General features: G+C 69.2%; 18 protein-coding genes. 5 read left to right on the forward strand and 13 right to left on the reverse strand.

All coding sequences use genetic code 11. The features are described 5' to 3' along the window. Positions 1 to 2: 2 nt before the first annotated feature. Genes hisA through hisB form a run of 4 tightly spaced genes read right to left on the reverse strand, consistent with a single transcriptional unit; the run spans position 3 to position 2,502 of the window. Complete coding sequence (gene hisA / locus BLO63_RS10500) at positions 3 to 737, reverse strand: 1-(5-phosphoribosyl)-5-[(5-phosphoribosylamino)methylideneamino]imidazole-4-carboxamide isomerase (protein ID WP_091440015.1); 735 nt, start codon at positions 735 to 737, stop codon at positions 3 to 5. Then, entirely contained in the window at positions 734 to 1,396 is a 663-nt protein-coding gene (gene hisH, locus BLO63_RS10505) for an imidazole glycerol phosphate synthase subunit HisH (RefSeq protein ID WP_091440018.1), read from the reverse strand. The genes hisA and hisH overlap by 4 nt, the downstream gene beginning before the upstream one ends. Then, a complete protein-coding gene (locus tag BLO63_RS10510; protein WP_091440021.1) occupies positions 1,393 to 1,890 on the reverse strand; it encodes a DUF2628 domain-containing protein in 498 nt (165 codons plus the stop codon). The genes hisH and BLO63_RS10510 overlap by 4 nt, the downstream gene beginning before the upstream one ends. A gap of 18 nt (positions 1,891 to 1,908) precedes the next feature. Further along, positions 1,909 to 2,502 carry an imidazoleglycerol-phosphate dehydratase HisB gene (gene hisB, locus BLO63_RS10515; RefSeq protein WP_091440023.1) on the reverse strand — a complete coding sequence of 198 codons (594 nt, stop codon included), beginning with the start codon at positions 2,500 to 2,502 and terminating at the stop codon, positions 1,909 to 1,911. 144 nt (positions 2,503 to 2,646) lie between these two features. Between hisB and BLO63_RS10520 the strand changes: the two genes are divergently transcribed. The 4 genes from BLO63_RS10520 to hslU are packed head-to-tail and all read left to right on the forward strand — an operon-like array spanning position 2,647 to position 6,867. Continuing rightward, positions 2,647 to 3,870, forward strand: a complete 1,224-nt coding sequence (locus tag BLO63_RS10520) for an MFS transporter (RefSeq protein ID WP_091440025.1) — start codon at positions 2,647 to 2,649, stop codon at positions 3,868 to 3,870. A 56-nt stretch (positions 3,871 to 3,926) separates the two neighbouring features. Beyond that, the gene (gene hslV / locus BLO63_RS10525) at positions 3,927 to 4,472 is read left to right on the forward strand and encodes an ATP-dependent protease subunit HslV (protein WP_091440028.1); all 546 of its coding nucleotides are present in this window, start codon (positions 3,927 to 3,929) and stop codon (positions 4,470 to 4,472) included. Next, positions 4,469 to 5,563 carry a hypothetical protein gene (locus tag BLO63_RS10530; RefSeq protein ID WP_091440030.1) on the forward strand — a complete coding sequence of 365 codons (1,095 nt, stop codon included), beginning with the start codon at positions 4,469 to 4,471 and terminating at the stop codon, positions 5,561 to 5,563. The genes hslV and BLO63_RS10530 overlap by 4 nt, the downstream gene beginning before the upstream one ends. Further along, positions 5,560 to 6,867 (forward strand): ATP-dependent protease ATPase subunit HslU, encoded by a 1,308-nt coding sequence (hslU, locus tag BLO63_RS10535; protein WP_091440033.1) that lies wholly within the window; start codon positions 5,560 to 5,562, stop codon positions 6,865 to 6,867. The genes BLO63_RS10530 and hslU overlap by 4 nt, the downstream gene beginning before the upstream one ends. A gap of 302 nt (positions 6,868 to 7,169) precedes the next feature. On the opposite strand, the gene BLO63_RS10540 is transcribed toward hslU, so the two are convergent. The 4 genes from BLO63_RS10540 to BLO63_RS10555 are packed head-to-tail and all read right to left on the reverse strand — an operon-like array spanning position 7,170 to position 10,173. Beyond that, positions 7,170 to 7,535, reverse strand: coding sequence for a helix-turn-helix domain-containing protein (locus BLO63_RS10540; RefSeq protein WP_091440036.1), 366 nt, complete (start codon positions 7,533 to 7,535; stop codon positions 7,170 to 7,172). Then, on the reverse strand, positions 7,532 to 8,140 hold the full coding sequence (locus BLO63_RS10545; protein ID WP_091440038.1) for a Smr/MutS family protein: 609 nt from the start codon (positions 8,138 to 8,140) through the stop codon (positions 7,532 to 7,534). Before BLO63_RS10545 ends, BLO63_RS10540 begins: the two co-directional genes overlap by 4 nt. After that, entirely contained in the window at positions 8,140 to 9,432 is a 1,293-nt protein-coding gene (gene mltA / locus BLO63_RS10550) for a murein transglycosylase A (protein WP_091440041.1), read from the reverse strand. Before mltA ends, BLO63_RS10545 begins: the two co-directional genes overlap by 1 nt. A gap of 12 nt (positions 9,433 to 9,444) precedes the next feature. Next, positions 9,445 to 10,173 (reverse strand): Tim44/TimA family putative adaptor protein, encoded by a 729-nt coding sequence (locus BLO63_RS10555; protein ID WP_091440043.1) that lies wholly within the window; start codon positions 10,171 to 10,173, stop codon positions 9,445 to 9,447. A 452-nt stretch (positions 10,174 to 10,625) separates the two neighbouring features. Between BLO63_RS10555 and secB the strand changes: the two genes are divergently transcribed. Next, the gene (secB, locus tag BLO63_RS10560) at positions 10,626 to 11,090 is read left to right on the forward strand and encodes a protein-export chaperone SecB (protein WP_091440046.1); all 465 of its coding nucleotides are present in this window, start codon (positions 10,626 to 10,628) and stop codon (positions 11,088 to 11,090) included. Between the two features lie 43 nt (positions 11,091 to 11,133). Here secB and dnaQ read toward each other — a convergent pair whose 3' ends face one another. Genes dnaQ through BLO63_RS10585 form a run of 5 tightly spaced genes read right to left on the reverse strand, consistent with a single transcriptional unit; the run spans position 11,134 to position 14,790 of the window. After that, on the reverse strand, positions 11,134 to 11,832 hold the full coding sequence (gene dnaQ / locus BLO63_RS10565) for a DNA polymerase III subunit epsilon (protein WP_091440048.1): 699 nt from the start codon (positions 11,830 to 11,832) through the stop codon (positions 11,134 to 11,136). Further along, positions 11,825 to 12,460 (reverse strand): dephospho-CoA kinase, encoded by a 636-nt coding sequence (gene coaE, locus BLO63_RS10570; RefSeq protein WP_091440051.1) that lies wholly within the window; start codon positions 12,458 to 12,460, stop codon positions 11,825 to 11,827. Before coaE ends, dnaQ begins: the two co-directional genes overlap by 8 nt. Beyond that, positions 12,457 to 13,311, reverse strand: a complete 855-nt coding sequence (locus BLO63_RS10575; protein ID WP_425284331.1) for a shikimate dehydrogenase — start codon at positions 13,309 to 13,311, stop codon at positions 12,457 to 12,459. Before BLO63_RS10575 ends, coaE begins: the two co-directional genes overlap by 4 nt. After that, positions 13,299 to 13,931 (reverse strand): Maf family protein, encoded by a 633-nt coding sequence (locus BLO63_RS10580; RefSeq protein WP_091440057.1) that lies wholly within the window; start codon positions 13,929 to 13,931, stop codon positions 13,299 to 13,301. Before BLO63_RS10580 ends, BLO63_RS10575 begins: the two co-directional genes overlap by 13 nt. Continuing rightward, entirely contained in the window at positions 13,924 to 14,790 is an 867-nt protein-coding gene (locus BLO63_RS10585; protein WP_091440059.1) for a pyruvate, water dikinase regulatory protein, read from the reverse strand. The genes BLO63_RS10580 and BLO63_RS10585 overlap by 8 nt, the downstream gene beginning before the upstream one ends. Positions 14,791 to 14,946 lie beyond the last annotated feature (156 nt).

The following is a 14,946-nucleotide window of genomic DNA, read 5'->3' on the forward strand; positions in this document are numbered from 1 at the left end:
GCTCATGCCGGCAGGCCGGCGACCAGCGCCAGCGCCGCGCGGGGATCCAGCCGGCCGTCATAGAGCGCGCGGCCGGTGATGGCGCCTTCCAGCTTCGCCGCGCGCGGCGCGAGCAGCGCCGTCACGTCGTCCATCGAGGCGAGCCCGCCCGAGGCGATGACCGGAATGGAGATGGCGTCGGCAAGGGCGATGGTGGCGTCGAGATTGAGCCCCTTCAGCAGGCCGTCGCGGGCGATGTCGGTGTAGATGATGGCGGAAACGCCGGCATCCTCGAAGCGCTGCGCCAGCTCCAGCGCCGTGAGGTCCGAGGTCTCGGCCCAGCCTTCCACCGCCACGCGCCCGTCCTTGGCGTCCAGCCCCACCGCGACGCGGCCGGGGAAGCGGCGCGCCGCTTGCCTGACGAAGGCCGGGTCGCGCACCGCCGCCGTGCCGAGGATGACGCGGGTGATGCCCTTTTCCAGCCAGTCCTCGACCCGCGCGATATCGCGAATACCGCCGCCAAGCTGCACCGGCATGCCGACCGCTTCGAGAATGCGCTCCACCGCAGCCGCATTCACCGGCTGGCCGGCGAAGGCGCCGTCGAGATCGACGATGTGCAAATAGCGGAAGCCCTGTGCCTCGAACTGCGCCGCCTGCTGGGCGGGGTCATGGTTGAAAATGGTGGCGCGTGCCATGTCGCCCTGCTGCAGGCGCACGCATTTGCCGTCCTTGAGATCGATGGCGGGAAAGAGGATCACGGCGCCCACTTCAGGAAATTGGCGAGAAGGGCGAGGCCGAGGCGCTGGCTCTTCTCGGGATGGAACTGCGTTCCGGCGAGGTTGTCGCGGCCGACCATGGCGGTGACAGTACCGCCATAAGAGGTGGTCGCGATCACATCGTCCGCACGCGCGGCGTTGAGATGATAGGAATGGACGAAATAGGCGTCGAGCCCGTCCTCGCCGGTGGGAATACCCTCCAGGATCGGGTGCGGGCGCGCCACATCGAGCGAGTTCCAGCCCATATGCGGGATCTTGAGCGTGGGATCGCGCGGCTCGATCTTGACCACCTCGCCCTCGATCCAGCCAAGGCCGGCGGTGTCGCCATGCTCGCGGCCGCGCGTCGCCATCAGTTGCAGGCCGACGCAGATGCCGAGAAAGGGCTGGCCGCGCGTCATCACCGCCTCGGTCAGCGCCTCCACCATCCCCGGCACGGCGTCGAGCCCGCGCCGGCAATCGGCATAGGCGCCGACGCCCGGCAGCACGATGCGGTCGGCGCGGCGTACCACGTCGGGGTCGGCCGTCACCAGCACGCTCTTGCCGCTGCCGCCTTCGCGCGCGGCGCGCTCCAGCGCCTTGCCAGCGGAATGGAGATTGCCGGAGCCATAGTCGATCAGGACGACGGGCGCGGGGGGGATCATCGGGCGGCCTCCGGGAACAGGCCCAGCACGCCGGCCTGCGCCGGCCGCGCCGCAGCGTTGATGCGGGCGCCGCCCACGGGGGGCAGCGGAACACGGGCGACGGCTATGTCGCCGAGCCGGGCATCGAAATAGCGCTGCTCGGCGGCCTCCAGCTTCGGTGCCACCACGCAGCCGGCCTCCTCAAAGCCCTTGCCGAGCAGCTTGGCCCGGCGCAGCCCCGGCAGGCCGACCGCCACCGCGATATTGGCCACCAGCAGCAGGGCGAAGGCCCGGTCGGGAAGGTCGAGCGTGAGAATCGCCGCGATCACCGCACCCTGCGCCAGCACATAGACAATGAACGCCAGCCAGAGGCGGTGGCGCAGCAGCACCAGCGGGGCGAGCAGCAGCGCGCTCCAGGACAGGCGTTCGGGCACGAAGACGAAGCCGTCCGCCCAGGCGAGGGTGGTGTGCCGCTCGCCGTCCTCGTCAGGCTCGAAGACCGTCCAGACCGTCATGACTTCTCCAGCCCCGGTTCAGCCGCCAAGGCTGCCCTTGGTGGACGGGATTTCCCCCGCTGCCGCCGGATCGATGGCCACCGCCGCCCGCAGCGCCCGCGCCAGCCCCTTGAAGCAGCTCTCGGCAATATGGTGCGCGTTGGCGCCGTAGAGAGTCTCGACATGCAGGGTCAGCCCCGCATTCATCGCGAAGGCCTGGAAGAACTCGCGCACCAGTTCGGTGTCGAACTCGCCGATCTTCGCCACCGCGAATTCGGTGCGGAACACCAGGAAGGGCCGGCCGGAAATGTCGAGCGCGACGCGGGTCAGCGTCTCGTCCATCGGTAAATGCAGGCTGGCATAGCGGGTGACGCCGCGCATGTCGCCCAGCGCCGCCTTCACCGCCTGGCCGAGCGCGATGCCGACATCCTCCACCGTGTGGTGGAAATCGATGTGCAGGTCGCCCTTGGCCTCGATCTCCATGTCGATGCGCGAATGGCGGGCCAGAAGATCCAGCATATGGTCGAAAAAGCCCACCCCGGTCGCGATCGTGCCCTTCCCCGTGCCGTCGAGGTCGACGGAGAGGCGGATCTGCGTTTCCTTGGTGGCGCGGGTGATGCTGGCCGTGCGCATGGCGAGGGGCTCCCGGAAAGAGCGCGCGTCTTAGCAGCTAAAGTGTTGCGAGGCCATATGCCCAGCCTTTCCCGCCGTGCAAGGCTGGCGCGCGGTAAGAAACGCCGTCATCATTCCGGTCTCCGCGCATGGGAGCATCTCTTGATGGACCTGGCCACGCTGCGCACGCGCGCGCCCCTGTTCCTCGCCGTCTTCATCGACATCTTCTCCTTCGGCCTGATGTATCCGCTGATCGTTGCGCTCTTCGAGAGTCCATGGCTGACGAACGCCTATGGTCCGGCGACGCGCGACACGCTGCTGTCGCTGGCCTTCTCCCTGTTCCCGATCGGCATGTTCTTCGGCTCGTCGCTGCTCGGCGACCTGTCGGACGCGCTGGGCCGCCGGCGCACGCTGATGATCTGCATGGGCGGGCTGGCCGCAAGCTACGCGCTGATGGCGGTGGCGCTCTCCGTCGGGCATCTCTGGCTGTTCTTCCTCGGCCGCCTTTCCTCCGGGCTGATGGCCGGCACCGCGCCGATCGCCCAGGCGTCGGTCGTGGACGCCGTGCCGCCGGACCAACGCAGCGCCGCGATGGCGCAGGTCGTGCTGGTCAACACGATCGGTATGGTGGCGGGTCCGGCGATCGGCGGGCTGCTCGGCCATTTCGAGCTGCGCCTGCCGCTCATTGTCGCTCTGGCGCTTTGCGTCGTTACACTCGTCAGCCTCAACGCGGCGCATTTTGCCCGGGATGAGTCCCGCCGCGCCCTCGTGCTCGACTGGCGGCAGCCGTTCCGCCTGCTGGCGCGGATCGGGGACCGGCCGGCGATCCTCATGCCGGCGGCGTCCTTCTTCCTCTTCCAGCTCGGGTTCCTCATCTACTACACCTTCATCCTCATCGAGATGCAGCGCTCCTATGGCTTCACGACGGCCGGGCTCGGCCTGTTCTCCATGGTGATGGGCATCGGCTGCGCCGTCTCCTCCGCCGTCGGATTCGCGCTGGTTCGCGCGCGGCTCGGCAGCGACAAGGCGACCGCCCTCGTCGGCCTCGCTTTGTGCGGCTTCTGTCTCATCGCCAGCGCGCTGCCCCTGCCGGCCTGGGCCCAGGTGGCGCTCGGCTTCCTGTCGACCGCCAGCAACATTCTCGCCTTCATCACCCTGCTCGCCGCCATCTCCTCGGCGGTGGACGAGAGCGAGCGGGGCTGGGCGCTCGGCATCGCCAATGCGGGGGTCGCGCTTTCCGTCCTGATCGCCGGGTTGCTGAGCAGCCTGCTCGTTGTCCTGCCGGCCGATGCGTTCCTCGCGGCCGGGGGCGTCATCGTCCTGATCGCCCTCCTTCCCGGCCTCCGGCTGGCGGGGGCGACGGCCGCAGCCGGTCCCGAGTTGCGCTGACGCGTTGAAGACTTAAGTAAGGGCGCATGTGACGCGCCCTCGATACAGAGTCCTTGATGACCCATTCCCCCGATACGATCTACGGCACCACCATCGTCTCCGTCCGCGCTGACGGGCGTGTCGCCATTGGCGGCGACGGGCAGGTGACGCTCGGCAACACGGTGATGAAATCCAACGCGCGCAAGGTGCGCCGGCTCGGCAAGGGCGATGTGATCGGCGGTTTCGCCGGCGCCACGGCGGACGCCTTCACCCTGTTCGAGCGGCTGGAAACCAAGCTGGAGCAGTATCCCGGCCAGCTGCAGCGCGCCTGCGTCGAGCTTGCCAAGGACTGGCGCACCGATCGCTATCTGCGCCGGCTGGAGGCGATGATGATCGTGGCCGACGCCAACATCACCCTCGTGCTCACCGGCACCGGCGACGTGCTAGAACCGGAAAACGGCATCGCCGCCATCGGCTCGGGCGGCGGCTTCGCGCTGGCGGCGGCCCGCGCGCTCGCCGACAGCGGCAGGGACGCCGAGGCCATCGTGCGCAAGAGCCTCGCCATCGCCGCCGAGATCTGCATCTACACCAACCACAATGTGGTGGTGGAGACCATCGGGTGAGGATTTCCGACCGCACCATCCTCATCGCCACCGAGCGCGGCGTCATCACCCCGGACCAGGCGGAGCGCCTGCGCGCGCTGGAAGTGGAGCTGGCGCCCGGCACCAGCACCGACGCCGCCCTCCCGCCGCCGGAGGACGACGAGCGGCTGCGCTTCATCACCGGCTTCGGCGACATCTTCGTCACCATCGGGCTGGCGCTGTTCCTCGGGGCGCTGGGCTATTTCGGCGACGTGCTCGGCGCGGCCGGCATGTGGGCCGTGATCGGCGCAGCCAGCTGGCTGCTTGCGGAATTCTTCACCCGCGTGCAGCGCATGGCCCTGCCGAGCATCGTGCTGCTGGTGGTGTTCTGCGCCTCGGTGTTCATGGCGGCGTCCACCTGGCTCGGCAGCACCCTTCCTCTCATTCCGAGCCTCGCGTCGCTCGGCGAGGATCCGCTCACCCTGGCGCTGGCGGGTCTGGCGACGCTGCTCGCCGTGACCCTGCATTACTGGCGCTTCCGGGTGCCGATCACCCTTGCCGCCGGCGCCGCAGCGGTGGTCGCGATCGTGGTCGGCCTGGTCGCTGCCGCGGCGCCCGGCGGTATCGAGGCGGCGATCAATCCGGTGCTGATGGTGTGCGGCCTCTGCGTCTTTGCCCTCGCCATGCGCTTCGACATCAGCGATCCGCAGCGGCTGACGCGGCGGACCGATATCGCCTTCTGGCTGCATCTGCTGGCGGCGCCGCTGATCGTGCACCCGCTGATCCGTGGCTTCATCTGGCCGGACGGCGCGCCCGGCGAGGCCAGCGCGGTGCCGATGCTGGCGGTGTTCGCCGGGCTCGGCGTGGTCGCGGTGCTGATCGACCGCCGCGCGCTGCTGGTCTCCGGTCTCGCTTATGCCGGCATCGCCTTCGCCTCGCTGATCAAGGTCAGCGGCTTTGCCGGCAGCTCGACGCCGCTGACCCTCTTCATTCTCGGCGCCTTCATCCTGCTGCTCAGCGCCCTGTGGCACCCGCTGCGTCGGGCCGTGCTCGCCGTGCTGCCGGCCCGGCTGGCCCGGCGCCTGCCGCATCCGAACGTCCTTCCCACCCCCGATATTGCATCATCATCATGACCAGCTTCTCGCCCCGCGAAATCGTCTCCGAGCTCGACCGCTACATTGTCGGCCAGCACAAGGCCAAGCGCGCGGTCGCCATCGCGCTGCGCAACCGCTGGCGCCGCCAGCAGCTGGAGGGCCAGCTGCGCGAGGAGGTGCTGCCGAAGAACATTTTGATGATCGGCCCCACCGGCGTCGGCAAGACGGAGATCTCCCGCCGCCTCGCCCGGCTGGCCGGCGCGCCCTTCCTCAAGGTCGAGGCGACCAAGTTCACCGAGGTCGGCTATGTCGGCCGCGATGTCGAACAGATCATCCGCGACCTGGTCGAAATCGGCATCGGCCTGGTGCGCGAGGTGCGCCGAAAGGGCGTCGAGGCCAAGGCGCATCTGGCCGCCGAGGAGCGGGTGCTCGACGCGCTGGTCGGCGCCACCGCCTCGTCAGGCACCCGCGAGAGCTTCCGCAAGAAGCTGCGCGACGGGCTGATGGACGACAAGGAGATCGAGATCGAGCTCACCTCCAGCGGCCAGGGCATGCCGATGTTCGAGATTCCCGGCATGCCCGGGGCGCAGATGGGCGCCGTCTCCATCGGCGACATGCTCGGCAAGGCCTTTGGCGGCCGCTCCAAGCCGCGCCGGGTCACGGTGAAGGACGCCCATCCGCTGCTGCTCTCGGAAGAAGCCGACAAGCTGATCGACCAGGAAGCCATCGTGCAGGAGGCCATCCGCTCGGTGGAGGAGAACGGCATCGTCTTCCTCGACGAGATCGACAAGATCGCCGGTTCCGAGCGGCGCGGCGGCGCGGACGTGTCGCGCGAGGGCGTGCAGCGCGACCTGCTGCCGCTGATCGAGGGCACCACCGTCTCGACCAAGCACGGGGCGGTGAAGACCGACCACATCCTGTTCATCGCCTCCGGCGCCTTCCACGTCTCCAAGCCCTCGGACCTGCTGCCCGAACTTCAGGGCCGGCTGCCGATCCGGGTCGAGCTGGAAGCGCTGACGCGGGAGGATTTCACCCGCATCCTCACCGAAACCGAGGCGAGCCTGGTCAAGCAGTCGGTGGCGCTGATGGGCACGGAAGGGGTCGAGCTCATCATCACCGAGGACGCGGTGGCCGCCATCGCCGACATCGCCGTGCAGGTAAATGCCAGCGTCGAGAACATCGGCGCGCGGCGGCTGCAGACGGTGATCGAGCGGGTGCTGGACGACCTGTCCTTCACCGCCCCGGACCGCGCCGGCGACAAGGTGGTGGTCGATGGCGACTATGTCCGCTCCCGCGTCGCCGACCTCGCCGGCAACACCGATCTCAGCCGCTACATCCTCTGATTCGGGCCCGGAACGAGTCCTGAGCCGGCTGAGGTTTCACGTGAAACGGGAGCAGTCGGATAGTGACGCTGGAAATACCCCCGTCATGCTGAGGAGGCGGGCGGAGCCTGCCGTCTCGAAGCACGCAGGTGGCTAAACCGGCGTTGGCTCGGAAGGCGTCCCACATGCCCAGCAGGAACGGGATCGGCGATGTTCTGCGTCCTTCGAGGCTCGCTCCGCGAGCACCTCAGGATGACGAGGGGCATCATGCTGAGGAGCGGCCCATTGCCCCGCGTCTCGAAGCACGCAGGTCCACCGCACCGCTACCCCGGCCGCCCCAGAATCTTCAGCCGGCCAAGCAGTTCCGCGACCGCCTCCGGCGGCAGGGTGGCGATCTCGCGGGCGAGCAGGTTGGCCAGCTCGGTCGCCTCGGGCGAGAGGCCAGATGTGTCCACCACCACGCGCGGATCGGAAAGGTCGGCCAGCGCCCGCAGCGCCTCCGCCTCGTCCCAGATCACGTTGAAATAGGCCATGATGCGCTGAAGCATCAGCCAGGTCGGCTGGCCGCGCTTGCCATGTTCCAGCGCCGAGAGATAGGCGGCGGAGACGCCGATCGCTTCCGCCATCTGGCTCAGCGTCACCCCGCGCTCGGCCCGCAGCTCGCGCAGGCGGCGGCCGAACGGCGTCACGGCCGGTCCCCCCGCAGCCGGCGCACCCGCACATAAAGCGCGCCCTCCCCGCCATGGCCACGCCCGGCGGTCTCGAAGCCGAGCACGATGGCGCGCAGCTCCGGCGCGCCGAGCCATTGCGGCACCAGCCGGCGCAGCACGCCGCGCCCGCCCTCGCCGGCAAGCATGCTCATCGCCTCGCCCTTGCCTGTGATAACAAGCACCAGCCCGTGGCCCTCGCCCTGCGCCCCGCGCAGAAAGGCGATCAGCCGTCCATGCGCGGCCGCCTGGGTCATGCCGTGCAGATCGAGCCGCGCATCCACCTCCGCCCCGCGCGACAGCCGGCGCCGCAGCTTCGGCTCCAGCGGGGCGAGCGGCGGCGGCGCGGGGGGCTTGGGGGCGGTCTTGGCAGCGACGGGTACGGCCTTTGTCAGCCGGACGGGCTTATCGGCGGCCGGCTCCGCCGCCGCCTCGACCACGCCGCCGGCCTCGGCCGTGAGAGTGGTCCGCTTCACCGGGCGGATCGGCCGGATCGAGCGGGTCACATGCTCCCACAGCGCCGTCTCCTCGGCATCGAGCGGGCGGCGCCGGCGGGGACGGGGGCGCGGATCGGGCGGCCCGGCCATCACGGTGTTTCCGACACGGCGGCGGGAAGCAGCGACGCTGCGGGTGCCGGTTCGGGCGCCGTCGCGGGCCTCGGCCTGGGCAGCGGCACACGGGCGCGGGCGGGATCGAGCGCGCGCGGCAGCAGCAGGGTGAAGCGGCCGGGATGCTGGATCCGTCCGGCCACGGTGCCCGCCTCATCGCCGGCGCCGAAGAAGATATCGGCCCGCGCCGGGCCGATAATGGCCGAGCCGGTGTCCTGCGCGATCATCAGCCTTTCGAACGGTTCGCTCGCCCCCTCCGGCCCGGTCGGCAGATCAGCGTCGAGATAGAAGGGCGTGCCGTAGACATGGATCGCCTTGTCCACCGCAATCGAGCGCCCCGCCATCAGCGGCAGGCCCTGTGCGCCCACCGCCCCGTCCTCGGCCGTCAGCTCATGGGCGATGCGGAAGAAGATGTAGGAACGGTTTTCCCGCATCAGCGCGCGGCCCTCCTCCGGGTGCGCCGCGATATAGGCACGGATGGCGTCCATCGACATCTTCTCGCGCGGCACCAGCCCGCGCTCGATCAGCAGCCGACCGATCGGCGTATAGGGCTGGCCGTTATGTCCGTCATAGTTCAGCCGCAGCACCTCGCCATCGGGCAGGCGAACCCGCACCGAGCCCTGAATATGGGCGAAGAAGGCATCCGCCGGGTCGCGGATCCAGGCCACCACCGCGCCCTCATCGCCGAGCGCCCCGTCCTCGATGGCGGCACGGTCGTGATAGGGCACCAGAGCGCCGTCCACCTTGCGGAAGGCGCCGCTCTTATTGGTCGGCGGCCCGCCGCCGGGCGGCGATTCGATGACGAGATCGGCCGGGCGGGCATAGAGCGGGGTGGCGAAGTCGCCCGAGCGGGTGCGCGACCCCTCGACCTCCGGCTCGTAATAGCCGGTGAGGAAGCCGTTGGCCTGCTCCAGCGCGGTGATCGTATAGGGGCGGAATTCCTTCTCGAAGAATCGTCGCGCCACCGCGTCGCTCGGCTGCCTCGGCAGCCGCGCCGCCCGGGCACAGATCGGCCGCAGGGCTGAGAAGACCTGGCGGGGCGGGGTGACACGATCACCCTTGCGGGCAATCGCGCCGCAGCTGCGGCGGAAGGCGGTGAGAGCCTTGGCGTGGTCGTCCTGCGCCCAGCCGGGCAGCTCGGCAAAGCGGGTCGGCTCAAGCACCGCTTGCGGAAACAGCGGCGCCGGCGCGGCGCGCGCAGTCCCCGCGCCCAGGAGAAGGGCGCCGGTCAAAGTCCCGGAAAGGGCGATAATGAGAAGGAAAGCGCGCACCGCGCCATCTTCTCACGAAGCCGCTTCGGTGGCGACAAGCTTCCAGTTGGGATCACGGGCGCCGAGCTCGCGGGCGAAGGTCCACACATCGGTGACGTCGGCGACCTGCTCGGGATCGCCATCGACCACGCCGCCCGTCTTGTCGCGGGTGACGGAAATCAGCTGCGACAGGAAGCGCACGGTGATCTGCGCCGAGCGGCCGCGGGCATCGGCCTCGATGATGTCGGCCTTCTCGATGCCGACGAACTGCGTCTCCATCGTCTCGCCACGCTGCTCGCGCTCTGCGATGGCGGCGGCGAAGCCCTCGAACACGTCACGCGCCAGCAGGTCCTTGAGCGCGGCGCGGTCGCCATGGGCGAAGGCGACGACGATCATCTCATAGGCGGCGCGGGCGCCGGTGAGGAAGTGCTTGGCGTCGAAATCGCGCTCCTGCGCGGCAATGGCGTCGAGGCCGTTGGCCACCGCCGAGCCGACCTCGGCCACGCCCGCCCAGCGCGCCGGCGCGGGTTCCGCGTCCTCCAGCGGCTCGACCGGCGCGGGCACGGCCGGCTTGTCATTGGCGGCGCCGGGGAAATTCACCACCTTGTCGGGAGCGCCCACCGGCGCCTTGGCGGCATCACGGCGCGAATAGGGGTCGTAGGGCGGCCGCTCGCGCCCTGTCCGCTGCCCCAGCACGCTCCGCAGCCGTATGAAAATGAACACGGCGAGGGCCAGGAAGATGATCGTATAAATGTCGAACACGTCGCAGTTCGCCGCTGTTGGCCCCGCCGGAGCCGTTCCGGCGCGGGACTGAACATCATGTGGTGCCGGCGCGGCGGCTTCCAAGGAAGAACCGACCCGTTCACATGACCTATTTACGACGTCTGGCCGATTTCGCCACCCCGTCCCTGCCCCAGGGTCATCACATCGGGCGGAACAGGGGAAGGCGAACAGCGCGGCCGGACATCCATCCGCACAGTAGAGCAAGCCGGCGGCTTCCGCCAAGCGGCGTGGTTCGAGGTCTGGTCCGGGGCTTGGCGCCCTGGCATGCCAGAACCCACCGGAAACGGCGCCGCACCGCGCTTGTGAGCCGCATCCAACCGTGTTAGCGACACCCGCCCCTTGAAAGACCGGCTGAGGCGGGATCCCCGACCCAGCGGCACCATCGCCGGCGCCCCGGATGGCCGATTCCGGCGAACCCCACGGAGAAACCTATGGCTGAGACCGACAACGCCCAGATGCCGACGCTGCAGGTACTGACGCAGTACACGAAAGACCTGTCCTTCGAAAATCCGGGCGCGCCGGAATCGCTGGTCGTGAAGGGCCAGCCGCAGATCGGCATCCAGATCAACGTCAATGCCAAGCCGATGCGCGAAGGCTCGGAATATGAAGTCGAGCTGAAGGTCGAGGCCAAGGCCGAGCTGAACGGCAAGACGCTGTTCGCGCTGGAGCTGGTCTATGCCGGCATCTTCCGCGCCCAGAACGTGGCGCAGGAGACCATCCACCCCTTCATCCTGATCGAATGCCCGCGCATGCTGTTCCCCTTCGCGCGGCAGATCGTCGCCGACACGGTGCGCAATGGCGGCTTCCCGCCGCTGATGATCGATCCGGTGGACTTCGTCACCCTCTATCGCCAGCGCATGGCGCAGCAGGCGCCGAGCAACGTGCTCGCCTCCTGACGCAGGCCTTTCGATCCTGAGCCTTACAGCACGGCCGGCGGCGTCAGCTTCCGGCCGTGTAGTCTTTCCAGATGGCGTTCTCGCCCAGCGTGGCGATGAAGGCGGCATGGGCGGCGGCCTCCGCCTCGTGCCGGCGCGGCGCCAGCGGGCGCGGACGCTGCATCGGGCTCGCCACCTGGCCCTCGATCACGACGACGGTGGCCTCCGAGGCGGTCAGGCTCAGCGCCGTCTGCTTGCCGCCACACAGTTCGGCATAGACCTCCGCCAGCAATTCGGAATCCAGCAGCGCTCCGTGCTTGGTGCGGCGCGAGCTGTTGATGCCGTAGCGGTTCATCAGGTCGTCGAGACGATTCGACGCACCCGGATGCCGCCGCCGCGCCAGCGAGAGCGTGTCGATCACCCGGTCGAAGGTCAGCACCGGCCGGCCTATCTTCGCCAGCTCCGCATTGAGGAAGCCGATGTCGAAGGCGGCGTTGTGAATCACCAGCGGATCGCCGGCGATGAAGGCGAGGAAATCGTCCACCACCTGGGCGAAGAGCGGCTTGTCGGCGAGGAATTCGCTCGACAGCCCATGGACGTTGAACGCCTCCACCGGCATGTCGCGCTGGGGGTTGAGATAGACGTGGTAGACCTGCCCCGTCGGGATGCGGTTATAGATCTCGACGCAGCCGATCTCGACCAGCCGGTCGCCGGTGAGCGGGTTGAGGCCGGTGGTCTCGGTGTCGAGCACGATCTCACGCATCGCCGTCTTCCTTGTTCGCGTTCCCGCCGCGCGCCGCCCGCAGCTGGTGCAGCAGCTCTGCCACGGCGGCCCGGGCATGGTCCAGCCCGTGGCGGGTATCGAGCACATGATCGGCGCGCCGGCGCTTCTCGGCATCCGGCATCTGCCGGGCGAGGATGGCGGCGAAAGTCTCTTCGCTCATGCCGGGCCGGGCCATCACCCGCGCACGCTGGACGTCTTCCGGCGCGGTCACGACAAGCACGGCATCGACCCGGTCTTGCGCGCCGGTCTCATAAAGCAGCGGGATGTCGAGCACGGCGATAGGTTCGCCCGCCTCGGCCGCCTGGTCGAGGAAGGCTTTTTCCCGCGCCCGCACCAGCGGGTGAACGATGGCTTCCAGCCGCTTCATCGCCTCGTCATTGCCGAACACACGGGCGCCCAGCAGCGCGCGGTCGACCCGCCCGTCCACCACCACGCCGGGAAAGGCCGCCTCGACCGGGGCGGCCCCTTCCGCGCCATAGAGTGCGTGCACCGCCGCATCCGCATCGTGCACCGGCACGCCGAGCTCGCGGAAAATCTGCGCCGTGGTCGATTTGCCCATGCCGATCGAGCCGGTCAGGCCGAGCCGGAAGGGCAGGCGAGGGCTCACGCCAGCTGCCCCTTGGCCTTGAGATCGGCGATAACAAGCGCCCGCAGCTCGGCCGTCACCTCCGGGCGCACACCGAACCAGCGCTCAAAACCCGGCACCGCCTGGTGCAGCAGCATGCCGAGCCCATCCACCGTGGCGAGGCCGCGCGCCTTCGCCGCCTTGAGCAGCGGCGTTTCCAGCGGCACATAGACGATGTCGGTCACCAGCGCGTCTGGCGACAGCGGGGAAAGGTCGATGTCGAGCGGCGGCTGGCCCTTCATGCCGAGCGAGGTGGTGTTGACCAGCAGCCGGCAGCCAACCAGCCGCCCGCCGAGATCGCGCCAGTCGATCGGCAGCACGCGCGGGCCGAAGGTGTCGCGCAACGCCTCGCCGCGCGCCCGTGTGCGGTTGGCCACCACTACGCGGTCGACGCCGCGCTGCAGCAGCCCATAGACAACAGCCCGCGCCGCGCCGCCGGCGCCGAGCACCACCGCCTCGCCCAGCGCCCGCGCCCAGTCCGGTTCGGCGGCGTCGAGATTGGCGAGGAAGCCGTGCACATCGGTGTTGGCGCCATGCAGGGCGCCGTCTTCCAGCCACAGCGTGTTCACCGCGCCGAGCGCCTCCGCCACCGCATCACGCGCTGCGCAGGCGCGGAAGGCGGCTTCCTTGTGCGGCACGGTGACATTGCCGCCGACGAGGCCCGAGGCGGCGAAAGCGGCGAGAAACGAATCGATATCTCCAGGGGCGACAGCGCGCACGCCATAGGCGCCGTCGATGCCGTGCCGGGCCAGCCAGTAGCCATGGATCAGCGGCGAACGGGAATGGCTGACGGGATGGCCGATAATCGCCACGTTGCGGGTCACAGCAGAAATCCCTCAGAGCGTAGAAAACCGAGCAGCGGCAGCAGCGGCAGCCCCAGTATCACCGAATGGTCGCCCTCGACACGCGCGAACAGATGGATGCCGAGCCCCTCCAGCTGGTAGCCGCCGACGCTGGACAGCACCGCGTCGCCGGCCGCATCGAGATAGGCCTCGATCGCAGTGTCATCGAGCGGGCGCATGGAGAGATGGGCGCTCTCGACGCACACGAACCGCACCTCTCCGTCGCGCGCCACCGCCACGGCGGAATGCAGCTCATGGGTGCGCCCGGCCAAGCGGGCGACCTGTGCCTTCGCTGCCGCCCGGTCGGTCGGCTTGTGGAGGGCTTCGTCGCCCAGCGCCAGCGTCTGGTCGGCACCGATGACCAGCCGACCCGGGTGCGCGGCGGCGCCCGCCAGCGCCTTGGCGCGGGCAAGGGTGAGCGCCACGCCCGCGGGATCGGCACCCTCTTCAACGGCCTTCGCCTCGATGGCGCGCTCGTCCACCTCGGCGCTCACCACCTCGAAGGGCAGGCGCGCCGCCTCCAGCAAGGCACGTCGGGCGGCGCTCTTGGAGGCGAGCAGCAGTGGCGCCGTCCCGCGCCACTGCGGATTTCCGCGCGGTGCGTCAGCCATTGGGATTCTCGGTCAGCTTGCGCCGGCGCTCCTGCAACAGGGCGATGATCGCCGCCGCCGTCTCCTCGATCGAGCGGCGGGTGACGTCGATCATCGGCCAGCCATGGCGGGCGCAGAGCCGGCGGGAAAAGGCGATCTCCTCCGCCACCGCCTGGCGGTCGGTATAGGTGTCGGCCGCCTGCGCCGCATTCAGCCCGAGCAGCCGGTTGCGGCGGATTTCCACCACCCGGTCGGCACTGGCCAGCAGGCCGACGATCAGCGGCCGCTTGAGTTCCGCGAGGCCCGGCGGCACCGGCAGGCTCGGCACCAGCGGGATATTGGCGGTCTTGATGCCGCGATTGGCGAGATAGATGCTGGTCGGCGTCTTCGACGAACGCGAGATGCCGAGCAGCACGACATCGGCGGCTTCCAGCCCGTCCACATGCTGGCCGTCATCATGCATCACGGTAAAGTTCATCGCGTCGATGCGGCGGAAATAATCGCCGTCGAGCTGGTGCTGGCCGCCGACGCGCGGTTCCGGCGCGCCGCCGAGATAGGCCTGGAACAGCTGCACCACAGGCGCCAGCACCGAGAGCACCGGCACGCCATGGTCGCGGCAATAGGTTTTCAGCCGGTTGCGCAGTTCCGGGTCGGTCAGGGTGTAGAGCACGATGCCGGGAAATTCGTCGATCGCCTGCACCACCTTGTCGAGCTGCTTGTGCGAGCGCACCAGCGGGTAAATGTGCTCGATCGGCTTCACATCATACTGCGCCGCCGCCGCCCGGCCGACGCTGATCAGCGTCTCGCCGGTGGAATCCGACACGAGATGGAGGTGGTAGTAGCTCTCCGAGGGGCGGACGGTTTCAGTCACCCCGGTCATCCACAGGCCTGTGCATAGGATGGGAACAAGCCACGCCCTCGGCGCGTTCGCAAGGGCGCCCTGGGGATAGAGGGCGATTTCCTCCACAGGCGTCACCCTGTGCGCTTTATCAAGGCGGGATCGGCGAACTGCGTGGATAACACTGCAGGCCGCGTC

Origin of the sequence: Ancylobacter rudongensis, assembly GCF_900100155.1 — a bacterium.
In the GTDB taxonomy this organism is placed as follows: Bacteria; Pseudomonadota; Alphaproteobacteria; order Rhizobiales; family Xanthobacteraceae; genus Ancylobacter; species Ancylobacter rudongensis.